This is a genomic window from Phytobacter sp. MRY16-398, assembly GCF_003925915.1.
In the GTDB taxonomy this organism is placed as follows: domain Bacteria; phylum Pseudomonadota; class Gammaproteobacteria; order Enterobacterales; family Enterobacteriaceae; genus Phytobacter; species Phytobacter diazotrophicus.
Genome location: NZ_AP018756.1, coordinates 3,956,876 through 3,975,108 on the forward strand (window position 1 = coordinate 3,956,876; position 18,233 = coordinate 3,975,108).

An 18,233-nucleotide genomic window follows, 5' to 3' on the forward strand; every position below is an offset into this window, starting at 1 on the left:
TAAAAACCGTGAGGAAGTTCAAGATTCGTGCGCATCATGCCACTGGCAAAAACATTGTCAATCTACCACTTTTATCCATCGGTACGTTTTACGCCAGGACGATATATAAAACTAATCCAGCGAAGTTTCCGTAGGGTTAAAAGTTTCATTACGTGATTGATTAGACTGGCTTATATCAGAATGGCATCGACAGGGTTCAGTTGAAAAAATTCATGATGATTTCTTGTGAAAACAGCCCTGAAAAGCCGGGACTTCCGCCCCGGCTGTTACAACGTTACCCTGCCACCGCCATACCCACGGTCATGTGCAGGCCGTAAAATACACCACGACCAATCATTTCCCCCACCAGCACCAGGACAAATGCCAGGCTCAGTAACGGGACCGCCGGGTAGTGGCCTTTCAGTTGCGGTGCCACCCAGCATACTACAGCCAGGACCAGCGCAACGACGCGCCATGCCATTAACGCCCCGTAATCCGGTACCAGCGCAGACGCCTGCTGGACGGAGCTATGAACAGACGCAAGTTCACTTCCCTGTATCAGCACGACAACCATACTGGCAACCAGTGCAAGCAAAGTAATCACTGGCAGCAGTCGCATTGCCCAGCCTTCAACGCCCACTATGCGCAGTAACAAATAGCCAAGTAGCGGGCCGCCAATGAATAGCGTCAGGAAGAAACTGAGCGGCGTCCAGAGCGTGTACCAGGTAGGTACCGTATCAATGGTGTTGTATACGCGCACCATCATCCAGACAAACACCACGCCCAGTACTGCCGTCACAATGAGCCACAGCTGGCGCAAACCCTGCGACAACTTTCCTGCCATAGCCAGCAGCCAACCGATACCACCAACAGCAAAAAACAGCGATCCTGAGGCAATTTCATTGCTTAACGCTGAGGAGCCGACCCGGTTAAGGGAGTTCAGCGCCCGCATTGGCGTACCAAGGTGCAGCATTGATGCAATAAAACCAATACCCATCAGTACCCACAGACCGAACATCACGCGGACAATACGTTGCTGCGTCCCGGAGTGAGCATCTCCTTTCAGGAGCGCCACAGCCAGTACAATGAAGCCACCCACCACACACTGGCCAAAGACAGTGAAGATCATCAGCGGCCATTCATGCCATCCGTTACCCATCTCACACCTCCCGCGGGTTTGCCAGATAGCCGGTGGTATCCCCTGTCGGGCGGCTGTTGGCGTTAGGTTTAATCACAATGCACGGTTTGGTGAAGTGCGACGCCGGGAGCGGGGCGACAGCCGCCAGCTCACCGTATTTTTTACGCAGCTCTTCAATGGGACCGAAGTCCAGCGCACGCAGCGGGCAGGATTCCACGCAAATCGGCTTATGCCCCTCGGCAACACGACTGTAGCAGCCGTCGCACTTGGTCATATGGCCTTTTTCGGCGTTGAACTGCGGCGCGCCGTACGGGCAGGCCATATGGCAGTAACGACAGCCGATGCAGATATCTTCGTCCACCACCACAAAGCCATCTTCGCGTTTGTGCATCGCCCCGCTGGGGCAGACTTTGGTACAGGCCGGATCCTCGCAGTGGTTACAGGCGATGGAGAGGTAATAGGCGAAAACGTTCTGGTGCCAGACACCGTTATCCTCTTGCCAGTCTCCCCCCGCGTATTCGTAAATGCGGCGGAAGCTGACATCCGGGGTTAAGTTCTTGTAATCCTTACACGCAAGCTCACAGGTTTTGCAGCCAGTGCAGCGTGCGGAGTCGATATAAAATCCATATTGCGTAGCCATCTTTTACTCCTTACGCCTTCTCGACCTGAACAAGGTTAGTGTGCGATGGGTTACCCTTCGCCAACGGTGAAGGACGCTGAGTCGTCAGGACGTTGATACTACCCGCCTGGTCTATGCCTTTCGCATCCGGCGCATACCAGGCGCCCTCGCTCAACGCGACGACGCCCGGCATCATGCGCGGCGTCACCTTCGCTTCAATATGAACTTCGCCACGATCGTTAAAAATGCGTACGCGATCACCGTTGCTTATCCCACGTTTGCGCGCATCAAGCGGGTTGATCCACATCTCCTGTCGACAGGCCGCTTTCAATACCTCAACGTTGCCATAGGTTGAGTGCGTACGGGACTTATAGTGGAAACCAGTAAGCTGTAAGGGGAATGTTTTGTTCAGCGGATCGTTGTAACTCTCAAACCCTGGGGTATATATCGGCAGCGGGTCGATAACATCCCCTTCCGGTAATTCCCAGGTTGCCGCGATCGTTGCCAGCGCTTCTGAATAGATCTCGATCTTACCTGACGGTGTGGTCAGCGGGTTGGCCTGTGGATCGTCGCGGAACCCTTTATAGGCGACGTAGTGCCCATCCGGATCACGCTGTTTGAACATTCCCTGCTGACGGAAGGTGTCAAAATCCGGCAAATCCGGGATCGCTTTGCGTGAAAGCGCGTGCAGGTGACGCATCCACTCTTCCTGCGTGCGACCTTCGGTAAACTGCTGCTCAACGCCAAGACGTTTTGCCAGCCCGGACATCATGTCGTAGATGGTTTTACACTCGAAACGCGGCTTGATGACCTGATCATTAAAAATGACGTAAGACATATTGCCGCAGGAAGCATCGAGTGCGAAGTCCATCTGCTCAGACGCCGTGCAATCTGGTAGCAAAATATCGGCATATTTTGCTGATGACGTCATATGGCAATCAATCACCACAATCAGCTCGCATTTTTTATCATCCTGCAGGATGTTATGCGTACGGTTGATATCTGAATGCTGGTTGATGAGGCAGTTACCAGCATAGTTCCAGATCATCTTAATCGGCACGTCCAGCTTCTCTTTGCCGCGCACACCATCACGCAGCGCCGTCATCTCAGGCCCGCGCTCAATGGCATCCGTCCATAAGAACATGGAAATACTGGTTTGTACCGGGTTGTCCAGCGTCGGCATTCGTTCGAATGGCAGGGCGTAAGACCCCTCGCGCGCCCCTGTGTTGCCGCCGTGGATCCCGACATTGCCTGTCAGGATAGCCAGCATTGAAATTGCACGGGTCGCAATCTCACCATTGGCATGGCGCTGTGGCCCCCATCCCTGGCTGATAAACGCGGGTTTGGTACTACCGATTTCTCGTGCCAGCTTCACAATGCGCTCAGCAGGCACACCGGTAATTGTCGACGCCCACTCAGGCGTTTTGGCCACACCGTCTTTCCCCTGCCCAAGAATATAGGCTTTGTAATGACCATTGGCAGGTGCACTGGCTGGCAACGTTTTTTCGTCGTAACCAACGCAGCACTTATCGAGGAATGGCTGATCAACAAGGTTTTCCGTAATCAGCACCCATGCAATGCCATTTACCAGTGCGGCGTCTGTACCGGGACGAATGGGGATCCACTCATCTTCACGCCCTGCGCCGGTATCGGTATAACGCGGATCGACGATAATCATTCGGGCATTCGATTTTGCCCTCGCCTGTTCAAGATAATAGGTCACCCCACCACCGCTCATACGCGTTTCGCCAGGGTTGTTACCAAATAGCACGACCAGTTTGCTGTTTTCGATATCTGACGGACTGTTACCCGCCGCCCAGCCACCGTAGGTGTAATTAAGCCCCGCAGCAATTTGTGCCGAGGAGTAGTCGCCATAATGGTTAAGGTAACCGCCACAACAGTTCATCAGGCGTGCCACCAACGTTTTTCCCGGTGGCCACGAACGCGTCATTGTGCCGCCCAGCGTACCGGTACCATAATTCAGATAGATGGATTCGTTACCGTAGTCTTTAATAAGACGCGTCATATTCTGCGCGATTGTGTCGTATGCTTCTTCCCAACTGATTCGCTCGAATTTACCTTCGCCGCGTTTGCCAACGCGCTTCATCGGATATTTCAGACGATCGGGGTTGTAGACACGACGGCGCATTGAGCGGCCACGAAGGCAGGCGCGAACCTGATGCAATCCATCGTAGTTATCATCGCCTGTATTATCAGTTTCGACGTATTTAATCTCGCCATCCACGACATGCATGCGCAGCGGGCATCGGCTACCGCAGTTGACCGTACAGGCACTCCAGACAACTTTTTCACTGGTGGAAGGTGGAGAAATGGCGTCAGCGGCGCTGACGAGTCGGGAAAAAGGTAAAGTGAAGGCGCTTCCTGCCGCCGCGAGCCCGCCAATAGCGGTTGTTCTCATCAGCCCACGTCGACTCACCTCCACACCGAGTAGTGTATCGGGGGTCTTAGTTTTCATATGTACTCACTTTGCTTACAAAATTAAAATGCGAGTCCGATATATAATTTTCTATATAACGAAATCTCAACTTTTTAGTGATTTATTCTGATTCGGCAAAGTGAATATTAATCTCATTAAAAGTGAGGTTATTGTCGGGAATCAAGGTGGGCAAAAAAAAAGCGCCCGCAGGCGCTTTTTATAAGACGGGAGTGCTAGCCGATATACTCAAGCCCACGCATATAAGGACGCAGGACTTCCGGGATCTCAATCCGACCGTCGGCTTGCTGATAGTTTTCCAGCACCGCAACCAGCGTACGACCGACCGCCAGACCGGACCCGTTCAGGGTATGTACCAGGCGTGTTTTTTTATCGGATTTGCTACGGCAACGAGCCTGCATACGGCGCGCCTGGAAGTCCCAGACGTTGGAGCAGGAGGAGATTTCGCGATAGGTATTTTGCGCCGGTACCCATACTTCCAGGTCGAATGTTTTGCAGGCACCAAAACCCATGTCACCCGTGCAGAGTGCAACACGACGGTACGGCAGGCCGAGCAGCTCCAGCACTTTTTCCGCGTGACCGGTCATCTCTTCGAGTGCGGCCATAGAGTCTTCCGGACGAACAATCTGTACCATCTCGACTTTGTCGAACTGGTGCATACGGATCAGACCGCGCGTATCACGACCATAAGAACCGGCTTCTGAACGGAAGCATGGTGAATGCGCCGTCAGCTTAATCGGCAAGTCGTCTTCGTCGATGATTTCATCGCGAACAAGGTTAGTCAGCGGTACTTCTGCGGTCGGAATCAGCGCATAGTTACTGCTGTCAGCTTCTTCCTCCAGCGGACGCGTGTGGAACAGATCGCCCGCAAACTTCGGCAATTGCCCCGTACCGTACAGCGTATCCTGGTTAACCAGATATGGAACATAGGTCTCGCTATAGCCGTGCTGCTCGGTATGCAGGTCGAGCATAAACTGCGCCAGTGCACGATGCAGGTGAGCGATTTGACCTTTCATCACCACAAAACGGGAGCCGGTCAGTTTAACCGCTGCAGCAAAATCCAGCCCTGCGTGCATTTCGCCGAGCGAGACATGGTCACGAATTTCAAAGTCGAACTGACGCGGCGTACCCCAGCGTTTCACTTCAACGTTGTCGTTTTCATCTTTACCAACCGGAACGCTGTCATCCGGAATGTTGGGGATTGCCAGGGCGATATCACGGATTTCCGCCAGCAGCGTTTCCAGCTCGGCTTTCGCCGCGTCCAGTTGTTCACCCAGTTTGTTCACTTCCAGGCGTAATGGCTCAATGTCTTCCCCGCGCGCTTTCGCCTGGCCGATGGATTTCGATCGCGAGTTACGCTCTGCCTGCAGGTTTTCGGTGTTTACCTGCAAAACTTTGCGACGTTCTTCAAGAGCGCGCAATTTATCTACATCCAGCTTAAAGCCCCGGCGTGCCAGTTTTTCTGCGACTGCGTCTGGCTCGGTACGCAGCAGATTGGGATCGAGCATGCTTATCCTGTGCTTATCGAATTGAAAAAATGAGAAAGTGACCGCAGCCTGCGGCCACAGAGATACACCGACAACATTACCGCAACGCCACTCTCAGCGATAGCGTTTTGTGGGGCTTTTATGATCCTGTTCAGCGAGCCAGGCGAGCTTTTCGCCAATCTTGCCTTCAAGGCCTCTGTTTGTCGGATGATAATAGCGTGTTTGTGCTAACTCTTCGGGGAAATAAGACTCGCCAGCCGCATAGGCATTGGGTTCGTCATGAGCATAGCGATACTCCTGACCATAACCCATCTCTTTCATCAGTTTGGTTGGCGCATTACGTAAATGGACGGGAACGTCGTAATCCGGACGTTCGCGCGCATCAGCCAGTGCGGCTTTGAAGGCGGTATAAACCGCATTACTTTTCGGGGCACAGGCCAGATAAACAATCGCCTGCGCAATGGCCCGTTCACCCTCCGCAGGCCCAACGCGGGTGAAACAATCCCAGGCCGAAATAGCCACCTGCATCGCGCGCGGATCGGCGTTACCAACATCTTCAGACGCAATCGCCAGACAGCGGCGCGCCACGTACAAGGGATCGCCCCCGGCGCTGATAATACGTGCATACCAGTACAACGCCGCATCTGGCGCACTACCGCGCACCGACTTATGCAGCGCTGAGATCAAATCGTAGAAACGGTCGCCTTTGTTATCAAAACGCGCACTGCGCTCACCGGCAATCTCCGTCAGAAGCGAGGGTTGCAGGACGCGCTTACCGGAGTCATCCAGCTCAGCCATGTCGGCCATCATTTCCAGCGTATTAAGCGCCCGGCGCGCATCGCCGTTGACCAGCTCAGCAATCGCGCGACGGGTCTCATCCGGCAGAGAAATATCCTGACCGCCATAGCCCCGCGCCTTATCTTCCATCGCTTGCGTTAATACCTGTTCAATATCCGCTGTCGTCAAAGATTTCAGCAGATAGACGCGCGCACGAGAGAGCAAAGCGGAATTGAGTTCGAAAGAGGGATTTTCGGTGGTAGCACCAATGAAAGTGATCGTACCGTCTTCAATATGGGGTAAAAAGGCATCCTGCTGGCTTTTGTTAAAGCGATGGACTTCATCAACAAACAGGATCGTGCGACGCCCCGCATTGCGATTTTGCCGGGCTCGCTCAATAGCTTCACGAATCTCTTTCACGCCCGACGTGACCGCAGAAATGCGTTCAACATCGGCACTGGCATAGCGGGCAATCACCTCTGCCAGCGTCGTTTTTCCCGTTCCGGGCGGTCCCCACAAAATCATCGAATGCAGATGACCGGCTTCAATCGCCCGAGGCAGGGGTTTACCCGGAGCCAGCAAATGTTGCTGACCTATATATTGCGCCAAATTTTCTGGCCGCATACGCGCGGCCAGAGGTTGAAACGCATTGTCGGAAAAATCGAGCGACAGATTGCTCACGCATGCCTCTTACTTACGTTGATCGTCGACCGTTACGCCTTTTGGTGGAGTAAAGGTAAACTTAGCAGCATCTACCGTGCCATTTTGCTGGGCTTTTAGCTGGTAGTTACTTTTCTGGTCATCCTGCTCAATCGCGCTGAACTGGTGAATGGTGCCATCACTGCCAACGTTGATCGTGAACTGCTTGAGGTTGCCATTGCTGCTTTTTGGTGTCAGGACAAAATCATCGCCGTTCTGCTGAATATTGTACTGCTGCCAGTCGCTACTCTGGTTACGCGCAATCAGCATAAACGGTGTGTTGCTGGTAGCATCTTTCAGCCAGGTTGCCGTAGCCTGCTCAACAAAGGGGTTGTAGAACCACAATGTTTTCCCATCGGAAACAAGGACACTCTCATCGGGTTGCGTCATGTGCCAGTTGAACAGATTTGGACGCTTGACCCACAAATCGCCCTGACCTTCCTGTACCGCCGCACCGCTTCCGTCCGTCACTTTTTGGGTAAAGCTTGCATGGAAACTGCTCACTTTGTCGAGACGGCTTTTCAGATCGCTGGAAGCATCCGCCCACACGCTGCTCACCATAAAGCTGCCAATTAACGCACAGGTTATCGCGATTTTTTTCATTGTTTTTCCTCAAAAACGTCGCTCCCGGTACGGGAGAATACTTCTGTCACTCTAAAAGCTCATTGCCCCAAGTGACAGAAGAAAAGACTGAATTTTTACGGCTTTACCGATCTTTGCAATCACTCGAACGGCGGAGGCGCTAACACCTCACGGTTACCATTGTGCCCCTGCTCGCTGACGATGCCCTGCGCTTCCATCTGCTCAATGATACGCGCCGCGCGGTTATAACCGATACGGAACTGACGCTGTACGCCAGAGATAGAAGCCTTGCGTTTTTCGGTGACGAAATTAACCGCCTGGTCGAATAACGGATCCAGCTCTTCACCGCCGTCAAAACCACCGCCGCCGCCCCCTTCGCTTTCGCTATCAGAGGTAATACCATCAACGTATTGCGGACGGCCGCGCGCTTTCCAGTCCTGCACCACGGCATGCACTTCCTGGTCACGCACAAACGCACCATGAACACGCACCGGCATGGTCGAGTTTGGCCCTGAGTAAAGCATATCCCCCATCCCCAGCAGCGATTCTGCACCGCCCTGGTCAAGGATGGTACGGGAGTCGATTTTGCTCGACACGGTAAAAGCAATACGGGTCGGGATGTTGGCTTTAATCAGACCGGTGATAACGTCAACAGAAGGACGCTGCGTCGCCAGCACCAGGTGAATACCCGCAGCACGCGCTTTCTGCGCCAGGCGGGCAATCAGCTCTTCCACCTTTTTACCCACGGTCATCATCAGGTCGGCAAATTCATCGACCAGCACGACGATGTACGGCAGTTTTTCCAGCACCGGATGGTCAATCGCCATGCTGTCACCCGGTTTCCAGTATGGATCCGGAATTGGACGGCCCATTTTCGCCGCTTCGGCGATTTTGTCGTTATAACCCGCGAGATTACGCACGCCAAGCGCCGACATCAGTTTGTACCGACGTTCCATCTCATTAACGCTCCAGCGCAATGCGTTGGCAGCGTCTTTCATGTCGGTGACCACTTCTGTCAGCAAATGCGGGATACCTTCGTACACGGAAAGTTCCAGCATTTTCGGGTCGATCATGATGAATTTCACGTCTTCCGGCTGCGCTTTGTAGAGCATGCTGAGGATCATGGCGTTAACCCCAACGGATTTACCAGAACCCGTGGTCCCTGCAACTAACAGATGGGGCATTTTGGCCAAATCAGCAATCACCGGCTCGCCACCGATATCGTTGCCCAACACGACGGTCAAAGGCGACGGGCTTTCGCGGAATTTCGCGCAGTCCAGCACTTCGCGCAGATAGACGGTCTGACGCTTTTTGTTCGGTAATTCCAGACCAACGTAAGGTTTACCTGGAATCACTTCTACAACACGAACCGCTGCGGTCGACAGGGAACGCGCCAGGTCACGCGACAGGTTAGAAATTCGTGCCGCTTTCACCCCCGGCGCCAGGTTCAGTTCAAAACGTGTAATCACCGGACCCGGAGAGTAGTTCACCACGTCAGCTTTAATACGGAAATCGGCCAGGCGCGCCTCCACCAGACGGGCCATTTGCTCCAGCGCGAAAGTATCAACCGGCTCAACCTCAGCCGGCGGTGGCGTCAGCAAATCCAGCGAAGGCAGCAGTGTCGTCGGTTTTGGCAACGGCCGGCTGTCACCGTTACGCATCAACAGCGGATGAATCAGGCTTTCCTGAGGCGCAGGTGCTTGTGGTCTGGCCGCTGCAGGTTGCGCATGGACAGGCGCGGAAGGCTGAGCAGTATAATTTACAGCAGGCTGCTGCGTTGGCGGTTCAGCTTCTGGCATCACGCCAGGCGTAAACAATGGCTCGCCAGGGCCATCATCCACCAGCGCTTTAAACGGCGAGAATGCAAAATCATCAGCTGAAAAGGCATGAGCCCCTGTCGGCTGTTCACCGGAATAGCGCTGCTGCTGGGTGGCGGCAAACTGACGCGCCAGTTCAGCCTCTTCGGCCTCATTGTCATCAAGAATGGGGGCTGTCGTATCGTGCTGATACTCCTCGCCATAGCGGTTCTGCTGACTGGTCGCGAACTGTTGCGCCAACTCATGTTGTTGCAGCATGTCGGCATCGTCATCATCCAGCGCACCATTTTGTTGGCGCCCGGCTTCACGCGCGCGCTCTTCTGCCATGCGCTGCGAGGGCAGTTTGATGCCATAGGAAGCCAGTTCACGACGTGTAGGCACGCGGACACGGTTCGGGCGCGGCAGTTGTGGTCCAATGCCCTCTTTCACCTGCGGACGAGCAGCACCGCCATCGGCAAGACTAAACACCGGCGCAGTAGCCACTGCCGCTGTCGCAGCGACATCTTTCGCGCCTGCAGCAACAGGCGCGACTGTCGGCACAACGCTGGGTTCAACAGGCGTTGTCGGCGCAGCAGGAATAGAAGGCATCGCTGGCGCGACCGGACGCGTCGATTCTTGTACCGGCTCCGGGATGGGCTGATACCAGGCGGCAAGCTGTTCACGCTCACGTGCTCGCTGGGCTTCAACCTCTTCAAAATAGTAAAGTGGCGGGCGCGTCTGCTTCACCTCTTCTACCACTTCCGGCTCAATCTCCGGCGCTGGCGCGGGCTCTTCGTATTGAGGCTCTTGCCACGCCTGATATGCTTGCGGCTGTGGTGCAACAGGCGGCGCTTCCGGCTGCCACTCATTATTCTGTGCAGGCGCGGCGTAATGCGAAAGCGGAACCTGCTCTGGCTCTGGCTCATATTGCGCCGCATAGTCGCCAGAAGCTGGCTGCCACGGCGGCGTTTCCACCGGGGGCTGGACCACCGGGCTGGCTGGCGCAGCATACGCCTGTGCCGCTGTCATGGCTGCAGCGGCGGCTGAAACAGGTTCGGTTGCGCGTTGCCCGCTTAACAGCGGATCGTAAGCGTCGATATCCGGTTGTGTGGCTCTATGGCCAGAAAACAGGACATCATCAGCATCTGCTGCGACACCGCGGGCACTGTAGGCAATCTCCTCTTCATCATCATCCATCCGTTTTCCGGAGAACAATGCTGCGTCGGTTTTACGGCCAAGCGGGTTGGCGAATTTTTCCGCGACGCGTTTACGGCGCGCCAGTGCTCCACGCAGAATACGGGCACGACGCGATTCGCGCGGGGCTGCGGGCTCGTCGTCGTACTCCTCTTCTTCATATTCCTCTTCATCAACCCAGGTATCGTCACGGCGCGTGCGATTACTGGCGAAGGTGAGAATACCGAGGATAATGCCACCGAGTTTTTCAGCAATGGTCACCCAGGACCAGCCGGTAAACAGCGTGAGCCCGGCTGCCCAGACACACAATAAGGCGATGGTGCCCCCGCTGCTATGCAGCAACGGTTGCAACGTTGTGCTCAGCAAACTACCGATGACGCCGCCAGAGGCGAAATACCAGATATCGTCAGCGTTGATAGCCGCCAGACCGCAAGAGGTCAGGATCAGCGCCAGCGCGCCAATAAGACGTAATGAAACGGCGAAATAATCGATAAAGTCTTCATTGGCACGATGTCGATAAGCAAACCAGCAACCACCGATGATAATCACCGGCAGGGTGTAAGCCATTACACCGAAAATGAAGAATAATGTATCCGCAAGCCACGCTCCCGGTGCGCCACCCAGATTATGTATGGGTTCATGCCACGCGGTTTGCGACCAACTGGGATCGGAAGGATTAAAACTAATGAGGGCCGCCATTAACCAGACGGCAAACAGAGAAACAAGGATCAGCAACGCCTCAAGGAGTCGACGCCCGCTGCTTAGCTTGGTTAGTGTGACTTCTTTGTCTTCTGTGTATTCCTGGCTCAAGTAAGGCTCTCCAGCTAAAACGGACAACAGCGCCGGGTTACCCCGGCACTGTTGCTGTATGGATTAACAGGAGTGTAATCAAAAAAAGCTGATTTTGCACCTGTTCCGTATTAGCGCGTCTTGATAACCAGACGGTTGCTCTGTTTGACTTCTTCCATCACCACATAAGTACGGGTGTCATTCACGCCCGGCAGTCGCAGCAGGGTTTCCCCTAGCAGTTTGCGATAAGCAGACATATCCGGCACACGTGTTTTCAACAGGTAGTCGAAATCACCGGACACCAAATGACACTCTTGAATTTCTTCAAGTTTTTGTACTGCGGCGTTAAATTGCTCAAACACATCCGGGGCGCCACGATTCAGAGTAATCTCAACAAATACCAGAAGTGATGCATCCAGATAATGCGGGTTCAGCAGCGCTGTATAGCCCTGAATGAAGCCCTGTCTTTCCAGCCTGCGCACGCGCTCAAGGCACGGCGTAGGAGAAAGTCCCACTCGTTTAGAAAGCTCGACGTTGGAAATACGCCCATCTTTTTGCAATTCGTTCAGAATATTACGATCAATGCGGTCGAGATCTTTGCCAGGGCGCTTCTTGCTATCTACCATTATTATTGTCTCTCTGTATTCCTTCCCTACTCCTGTCTTGACCCTGTGCACTTCACTGTTCAGGGTCTTTGCCCGTCGCTTTACGTGCGGGTTAATAACGATAACGCCGCATGTAATCCCAGGGTCTGCATTAAGAAGTCCGTTGCCATACGGCAGCTATCGACATCACGAATGGCGTCTGTCCACGCCATGCGTAGATTTCGCTAGCCCGGTAAAAATGGTATTTACATGCATGAATTTGCATCACGCGCGAAACACTGCTTTTTTTCTTCCTTTGATGTTTTCGCAAATGCGCAGGGGATTGTCAAAGCAAAACATCTTTTTTTAGTACAACATGCCAGATATTCATCATCACCCTTAGGCAATACTCATTTAATCACCTTATAACGGCCCGTTTTTCAGTAGAAATAGTTATATTTAGGATCTCACTCAGCGTTAAATGATTAGTGCCATCTATTACACATATCGTTAACAAAACCGCTGTGCCCTTTTTTTACGCCTGCAAATTCCCTACAATCCAGCCCAATGTCTGCCAAACAATAATGAGGATCTCATGGGTACGGCCAAACACAGTAAGCTGCTTATCCTTGGTTCAGGGCCTGCGGGATACACCGCTGCGGTCTATGCTGCACGTGCAAACCTGGAACCGGTGTTAATTACCGGTATGGAGAAAGGCGGTCAGCTCACCACGACCACTGAGGTGGAAAACTGGCCAGGCGACCCGCACGATCTGACCGGGCCGCTCCTGATGGAGCGCATGCATGAACATGCCGCAAAATTTGATACCGAAATTTTGTTCGATCATATCAATAAGGTTGATCTGCAAAACCGTCCGTTCCGTCTTATCGGTGATAGCGGCGAATATACCTGTGATGCGTTGATTATCGCCACCGGCGCCTCCGCGCGTTATTTGGGTCTGCCATCTGAGGAAGCATTTAAAGGCCGCGGTGTTTCTGCCTGCGCCACCTGCGATGGTTTCTTCTATCGCAATCAGAAAGTCGCGGTCATCGGTGGGGGTAATACTGCCGTTGAAGAAGCGCTGTACCTGGCAAACATCGCCTCTGAGGTACACCTGATTCACCGTCGTGATTCTTTCCGCGCGGAGAAAATCCTGATTAAACGTCTGATGGATAAAGTGGCCAGTGGCAATATCGTGCTGCACACCAACCGCACCCTGGAAGAGGTGACGGGCGATCAGATGGGCGTTAGCGGTCTGCGCATTCGCGATACCGAAAATGCGGATAATATTGAATCACTGGATGTCGCCGGCCTGTTTGTCGCTATTGGACACAGCCCGAACACCGCCATTTTTGATGGTCAACTTGAACTGGAAAATGGCTACATCAAAGTACAGTCAGGTATTCATGGCAATGCCACCCAGACCAGTATTCCAGGCGTTTTCGCTGCGGGTGATGTTATGGATCATATCTATCGTCAGGCGATCACCTCGGCCGGTACCGGCTGTATGGCGGCACTGGATGCAGAACGTTATCTTGATGGGTTAGCACAAAGTAAATAAACGTTACAACTCAGTAACAAAGGTAAATAAGGCGACTATAAGTCGCCTTTATTTTTGCGCCGATGTAACATTGCGAAGCTCAAAAATTCCGATAACTTCACCTGCAAAGCGCGCAATGAATAAAACCCGTCAACAAGAGTTAACCCGCTGGTTAAAACAGCAAAGTGTCATTTCCCGTCGCTGGCTTATGATGTCTCGCCTGCTGGGCGTGGTGAGTGGCGTTCTTATCGTTGCTCAGGCCTGGATACTCGCCAAGATCCTGAATCATATGATTATGGAAAATATCCCGCGCGAAGCATTGCTGCTGCCTTTTGCCTTGTTGGTGCTGATTTTTGTTTTGCGCAGTTGGGTCGTCTGGTTGCGTGAGCGCGTCGGTTTTCATGCCGGCGTCCACATCCGTTTCGAAATACGCCGTCAGGTGCTCGACAGGTTACAGCAAGCTGGTCCAGCGTGGATTCAGGGTAAGCCCGCAGGCAGTTGGGCTACGCTTATCCTCGAGCAAATCGACGATATGCATGATTTCTATGCACGTTATCTGCCTCAGATGGCACTGGCAGCCAGCGTACCGTTGCTGATTGTCATTACCCTCTTTCCAATTAACTGGGCCGCAGCCTTGATTCTGCTGGCAACCGCACCTCTCATTCCGATCTTTATGGCGATGGTGGGGATGGGCGCAGCCGATGCGAACCGACGCAACTTCAAAGCACTGGCGCGCCTGAGCGGCCATTTCCTTGACCGCTTACGCGGCATGGAGACGCTGCGTATCTTCGATCGTGGCGCAGCGGAGACAGAAAATATTCGTCAGGCCTCAGAGGATTTTCGCAGCCGTACGATGGAAGTCCTGCGTATGGCGTTTCTCTCCTCCGGCGTGCTGGAGTTTTTCACTTCGTTGTCCATCGCTCTGGTGGCCGTCTATTTTGGCTTCTCTTACCTGGGCGAACTCAATTTTGGCCATTACGGCACGGGCGTAACGCTGTTTGCCGGTTTCCTGGCCCTGATTCTGGCTCCGGAGTTCTTCCAGCCGCTGCGCGACCTGGGGACGTTCTATCACGCGAAAGCCCAGGCTATTGGTGCCGCCGACAGCCTGAAAACCTTTATGGAAGCGCCACATGCCCATCCGCAGCGTGGCGATATCACGCTGAAAGCGGATGAGGCGGTGAGCATCACAGCGGAAGATCTGGTTCTCAAATCGCCAGAAGGCAGCGTCCTTGCCGGGCCACTGAACTTTACGCTGCCAGCCGGTCAGCGCGTGGTGCTGGTGGGGAAAAGCGGCTCCGGTAAGAGTTCGCTGGTGAATGCCCTTTCCGGGTTCCTGCCGTATGAGGGCTCCCTGCGGATAAATGGCATTGAGTTACGAGACCTGGACCCGGAGAGCTGGCGTCAGCTTATCAGTTGGGTCGGGCAAAACCCGCAGCTTCCGGCCACCACATTACGGGAAAATATCCTCCTGTCTCGCCCGGATGCCAGCGCCGCTGAATTGCAGACCGTGTTGGATAAAGCCTGGGTGAGCGAATTTTTACCGCTCTTACCACAAGGGCTGGAAACAGCTTGTGGCGATCAGGGAACGCGTCTTTCCGTAGGCCAGGCCCAGCGCGTTGCGGTTGCCCGCGCCCTGCTTAACCGATGCCAACTATTGCTGCTCGATGAACCCGCCGCCAGCCTTGACGCGCACAGTGAACAGCGCGTGATGCAAGCGCTTAATGATGCCTCACTGAACCAGACAACACTGATGGTGACACATCAGTTAGAAGGGCTGGCCGACTGGAGCGCCATATGGGTCATGGATGACGGAAAAATCATCGAACAGGGGACTTTCGCGGAACTCTCCACAGCGCAGGGAGCCTTTGCCGCGCTCCTCGCCCATCGCCAGGAGGACATTTAAATGCGCGCACTTCTGCCCTATCTCGCTCTGTATAAACGCCACTTCTGGCTGCTGTTGCTGGGTGTGATCCTCGCGATTGTCACACTACTGGCCAGTATCGGCCTGCTGACATTGTCCGGATGGTTTTTATCGGCATCCGCGGTGGTCGGCGCCGCCGGACTCTACAGCTTTAATTACATGCTCCCGGCTGCAGGGGTTCGCGGTGCCGCGATTACCCGTACCGCCGGGCGCTATTTTGAACGGCTGGTCAGCCACGATGCAACCTTCCGCGTGCTGCAACATCTGCGCGTCACTACATTCAGCAAACTGCTGCCGCTCTCTCCTGCCGGCCTGTCACGTTTTCGCCAGGGAGAGTTACTCAATCGCGTGGTTGCGGATGTCGACACGCTTGACCACTTGTATCTGCGCGTGATTTCACCTCTTGTTGGCGCTCTTGTGGTGATTGTTGTGGTCACCGTCGGGCTAAGCGTACTGGATGTTCCACTGGCGCTGATGCTGGGTGGAATTATGCTGGCTACGCTGATTATCCTGCCGCCGCTCTTTTATCGTGCCGGGAAACCCACCGGCGAAAATCTGACGCAGCTTCGCGGACAATACCGTCAGCAGTTAACCACCTGGCTACAGGGCCAGGCGGAACTGACGATTTTCGGCGCCAGCCAGCGCTACCGCGAACAGATGGAAAATACGGAACTAAGCTGGCATGACGCCCAGCGTCGCCAGTCCGATCTGACTGCCGCGTCCCAGGCAGTGATGTTACTGATTGGCGCGATTGCAGTGCTGACTATGCTGTGGTTCGCCGCAGGCGGCGTGGGCGATAACACGCAGCCAGGTGCGCTTATTGCCCTTTTCGTGTTCTGTGCTTTAGCGGCTTTTGAAGCGCTGGCCCCGGTTACCGGTGCATTCCAACACCTTGGACAAGTTATCGCCTCGGCGATACGGATTACGCAAATTACCGACTGTCCGCCGGAAGTGCAGTTCCCGCAAACCTCAGCGATGGCCCCCACTGAGGTCAATGTCAACCTGCGGGACATCTCATTTAGCTATCCTGAGCAACCGCAAAAGGCGCTGGATGGCATTAGCCTGTCTATTGCCGCTGGCGAACATGTTGCTGTGCTGGGGCGTACAGGGTGTGGTAAATCAACGCTGCTACAGCTATTAACGCGTGCCTGGGACCCGCAGCACGGAGAAGTATTACTCAACGGAGCGCCACTGACTCAATACGGGGAAACGGCGCTACGTGCGAGTATCAGTATGGTACCGCAACGTGTGCATCTGTTCAGCGCAACGCTGCGCGATAACCTGCTGTTAGCCGCACCGCAGGCAACTGATGAGGCGCTGGCTGATGTACTTACCCGCACGGGTCTTGAGAAATTACTCGATGACAGCGGCCTGAATGCCTGGCTGGGTGAAGGCGGTCGTCAACTGTCCGGCGGTGAGCTTCGCCGTCTGGCTATCGCACGAGCGTTATTGCACGATGCGCCGCTGGTCCTGCTGGATGAGCCGACCGAGGGGCTTGATGCTGCCACGGAGAGCCAAATCCTTGAGTTACTTGAAGAAGTGATGCAGAAAAAAACCGTGCTTATGGTGACACATCGCCTGCGAGGGCTGAGTCGCTTTGATCAGATAATTGTGATGGACAACGGACAAATAATTGAGCAAGGTAATCACGCAGCGTTAATGGCAAAACAGGGTCGATACTACCAGTTTAAGCAACGTCTGTAGTCTATGGATGTCGTCATTTTCAGCCTCCCATTAAGGGGTGATTCTAAAGTGCTGTGCCGGATGTGACGATATATATGGGGTATTCCTTGTTGCGTTGTGGAGCGTTGTGTCATGCGCCTGGTCCAGCTGTCTCGTCATACCCTTGCGTTCCCTTCGCCGGAAGCGGCGTTGCGTGAACCAAATGGCTTGTTGGCACTGGGTGGGGATCTTAGCCCTGCCCGTCTCCTGATGGCGTATCAACGCGGTATCTTCCCGTGGTTTTCGCCAGGCGATCCCATTCTCTGGTGGTCGCCAGACCCACGTGCCGTGCTGTGGCCGACAGAGTTTCATGTCAGCCGTAGTATGAAGCGTTTTCACAAATCCTCCCCCTATCGCGTTACGATCAATCATGCCTTTGGGCGGGTAATCGACGGCTGCACAGAGGATCGTGATGAGGGAACCTGGATCACACCGGATGTGGTGCTGGCTTATCACCGACTGCATGAGTTAGGACATGCCCATTCAATTGAAGTCTGGGAGGAGGATGAACTGGTCGGTGGCATGTACGGCGTATCGCAGGGGAGATTGTTTTGCGGCGAGTCGATGTTCAGCCGCCGCGTTAATGCATCCAAAACTGCGTTAATGGTGTTCAGCCATGCCTTCGCTCGCGATGGGGGTCAATTGATTGATTGCCAGGTGCTGAACTCGCATACCGCCTCGCTGGGCGCCGTGGAAATTCCGCGGCGCGAGTACCTTGAATGGCTTAGAGAGCTCCGTTTGCAAAAGCTCCCTTCCCATTTCTGGGTGCCCAGGGAACTGTTTTTACCCGCCTGATGAATGTTTTCGGCACATTTTTTATCAGGGTGTTATAATGGACGCTCAGAGCAGCTTCTGCCTGTTACCCCGCCACCATTCGGGAAAGCTTGTATCAGGGACGTCCTTCATTTCCTTCTTCGTTCCCCTTTACACGTTGCGCATATTGCGTGCCGT

The 18,233-nt window shown here is 54.1% G+C and carries 12 protein-coding genes; 4 read left to right on the forward strand and 8 right to left on the reverse strand.

Annotated features, from left to right (window positions below):
* Positions 1 to 274 precede the first annotated feature (274 nt).
* From MRY16398_RS19530 to lrp, 8 genes are all read right to left on the reverse strand, one after another.
* Positions 275 to 1,138, reverse strand: coding sequence for a dimethyl sulfoxide reductase anchor subunit family protein (locus MRY16398_RS19530; protein WP_039078538.1), 864 nt, complete (start codon positions 1,136 to 1,138; stop codon positions 275 to 277).
* A 1-nt stretch (position 1,139) separates the two neighbouring features.
* Positions 1,140 to 1,757 carry a DMSO/selenate family reductase complex B subunit gene (locus tag MRY16398_RS19535; protein WP_079498341.1) on the reverse strand — a complete coding sequence of 206 codons (618 nt, stop codon included), beginning with the start codon at positions 1,755 to 1,757 and terminating at the stop codon, positions 1,140 to 1,142.
* Positions 1,758 to 1,767: 10 nt separating this feature from the next.
* On the reverse strand, positions 1,768 to 4,212 hold the full coding sequence (gene dmsA / locus MRY16398_RS19540; protein WP_125125044.1) for a dimethylsulfoxide reductase subunit A: 2,445 nt from the start codon (positions 4,210 to 4,212) through the stop codon (positions 1,768 to 1,770).
* Between the two features lie 194 nt (positions 4,213 to 4,406).
* Positions 4,407 to 5,699, reverse strand: coding sequence for a serine--tRNA ligase (serS, locus tag MRY16398_RS19545; RefSeq protein ID WP_039078535.1), 1,293 nt, complete (start codon positions 5,697 to 5,699; stop codon positions 4,407 to 4,409).
* A gap of 93 nt (positions 5,700 to 5,792) precedes the next feature.
* Positions 5,793 to 7,136 carry a replication-associated recombination protein RarA gene (gene rarA, locus MRY16398_RS19550; RefSeq protein ID WP_039078534.1) on the reverse strand — a complete coding sequence of 448 codons (1,344 nt, stop codon included), beginning with the start codon at positions 7,134 to 7,136 and terminating at the stop codon, positions 5,793 to 5,795.
* A 9-nt stretch (positions 7,137 to 7,145) separates the two neighbouring features.
* Positions 7,146 to 7,757: an outer membrane lipoprotein chaperone LolA gene (gene lolA / locus MRY16398_RS19555; protein ID WP_110295634.1), complete on the reverse strand. Its 612-nt coding sequence runs from the start codon at positions 7,755 to 7,757 to the stop codon at positions 7,146 to 7,148.
* Positions 7,758 to 7,876: 119 nt separating this feature from the next.
* Entirely contained in the window at positions 7,877 to 11,536 is a 3,660-nt protein-coding gene (locus MRY16398_RS19560; protein ID WP_125125045.1) for a DNA translocase FtsK 4TM domain-containing protein, read from the reverse strand.
* Between the two features lie 110 nt (positions 11,537 to 11,646).
* On the reverse strand, positions 11,647 to 12,141 hold the full coding sequence (gene lrp / locus MRY16398_RS19565; protein WP_000228469.1) for a leucine-responsive transcriptional regulator Lrp: 495 nt from the start codon (positions 12,139 to 12,141) through the stop codon (positions 11,647 to 11,649).
* A 553-nt stretch (positions 12,142 to 12,694) separates the two neighbouring features.
* Between lrp and trxB the strand changes: the two genes are divergently transcribed.
* From trxB to aat, 4 genes are all read left to right on the forward strand, one after another.
* Positions 12,695 to 13,660 carry a thioredoxin-disulfide reductase gene (trxB, locus tag MRY16398_RS19570; protein WP_039078531.1) on the forward strand — a complete coding sequence of 322 codons (966 nt, stop codon included), beginning with the start codon at positions 12,695 to 12,697 and terminating at the stop codon, positions 13,658 to 13,660.
* 115 nt (positions 13,661 to 13,775) lie between these two features.
* Positions 13,776 to 15,542, forward strand: a complete 1,767-nt coding sequence (gene cydD / locus MRY16398_RS19575; RefSeq protein ID WP_125125046.1) for a heme ABC transporter permease/ATP-binding protein CydD — start codon at positions 13,776 to 13,778, stop codon at positions 15,540 to 15,542.
* Positions 15,543 to 17,264, forward strand: a complete 1,722-nt coding sequence (cydC, locus tag MRY16398_RS19580) for a heme ABC transporter ATP-binding protein/permease CydC (protein WP_125125047.1) — start codon at positions 15,543 to 15,545, stop codon at positions 17,262 to 17,264. It begins immediately after the preceding gene.
* A gap of 111 nt (positions 17,265 to 17,375) precedes the next feature.
* A complete protein-coding gene (gene aat, locus MRY16398_RS19585) occupies positions 17,376 to 18,077 on the forward strand; it encodes a leucyl/phenylalanyl-tRNA--protein transferase (RefSeq protein WP_071196081.1) in 702 nt (233 codons plus the stop codon).
* Positions 18,078 to 18,233: the final 156 nt, after the last annotated feature.

Bases quoted from the DNA above. Each gene is read 5' to 3' on its own strand.
- MRY16398_RS19530 (WP_039078538.1), bottom strand. From the start codon at position 1,138: ATGGGTAACGGATGGCATGAATGGCCGCTGATGATCTTCACTGTCTTT.
- MRY16398_RS19535 (WP_079498341.1), bottom strand. From the start codon at position 1,757: ATGGCTACGCAATATGGATTTTATATCGACTCCGCACGCTGCACTGGC.
- dmsA (WP_125125044.1), bottom strand. From the start codon at position 4,212: ATGAAAACTAAGACCCCCGATACACTACTCGGTGTGGAGGTGAGTCGA.
- serS (WP_039078535.1), bottom strand. From the start codon at position 5,699: ATGCTCGATCCCAATCTGCTGCGTACCGAGCCAGACGCAGTCGCAGAA.
- lolA (WP_110295634.1), bottom strand. From the start codon at position 7,757: ATGAAAAAAATCGCGATAACCTGTGCGTTAATTGGCAGCTTTATGGTG.
- lrp (WP_000228469.1), bottom strand. From the start codon at position 12,141: ATGGTAGATAGCAAGAAGCGCCCTGGCAAAGATCTCGACCGCATTGAT.
- trxB (WP_039078531.1), top strand. From the start codon at position 12,695: ATGGGTACGGCCAAACACAGTAAGCTGCTTATCCTTGGTTCAGGGCCT.
- cydD (WP_125125046.1), top strand. From the start codon at position 13,776: ATGAATAAAACCCGTCAACAAGAGTTAACCCGCTGGTTAAAACAGCAA.
- cydC (WP_125125047.1), top strand. From the start codon at position 15,543: ATGCGCGCACTTCTGCCCTATCTCGCTCTGTATAAACGCCACTTCTGG.
- aat (WP_071196081.1), top strand. From the start codon at position 17,376: ATGCGCCTGGTCCAGCTGTCTCGTCATACCCTTGCGTTCCCTTCGCCG.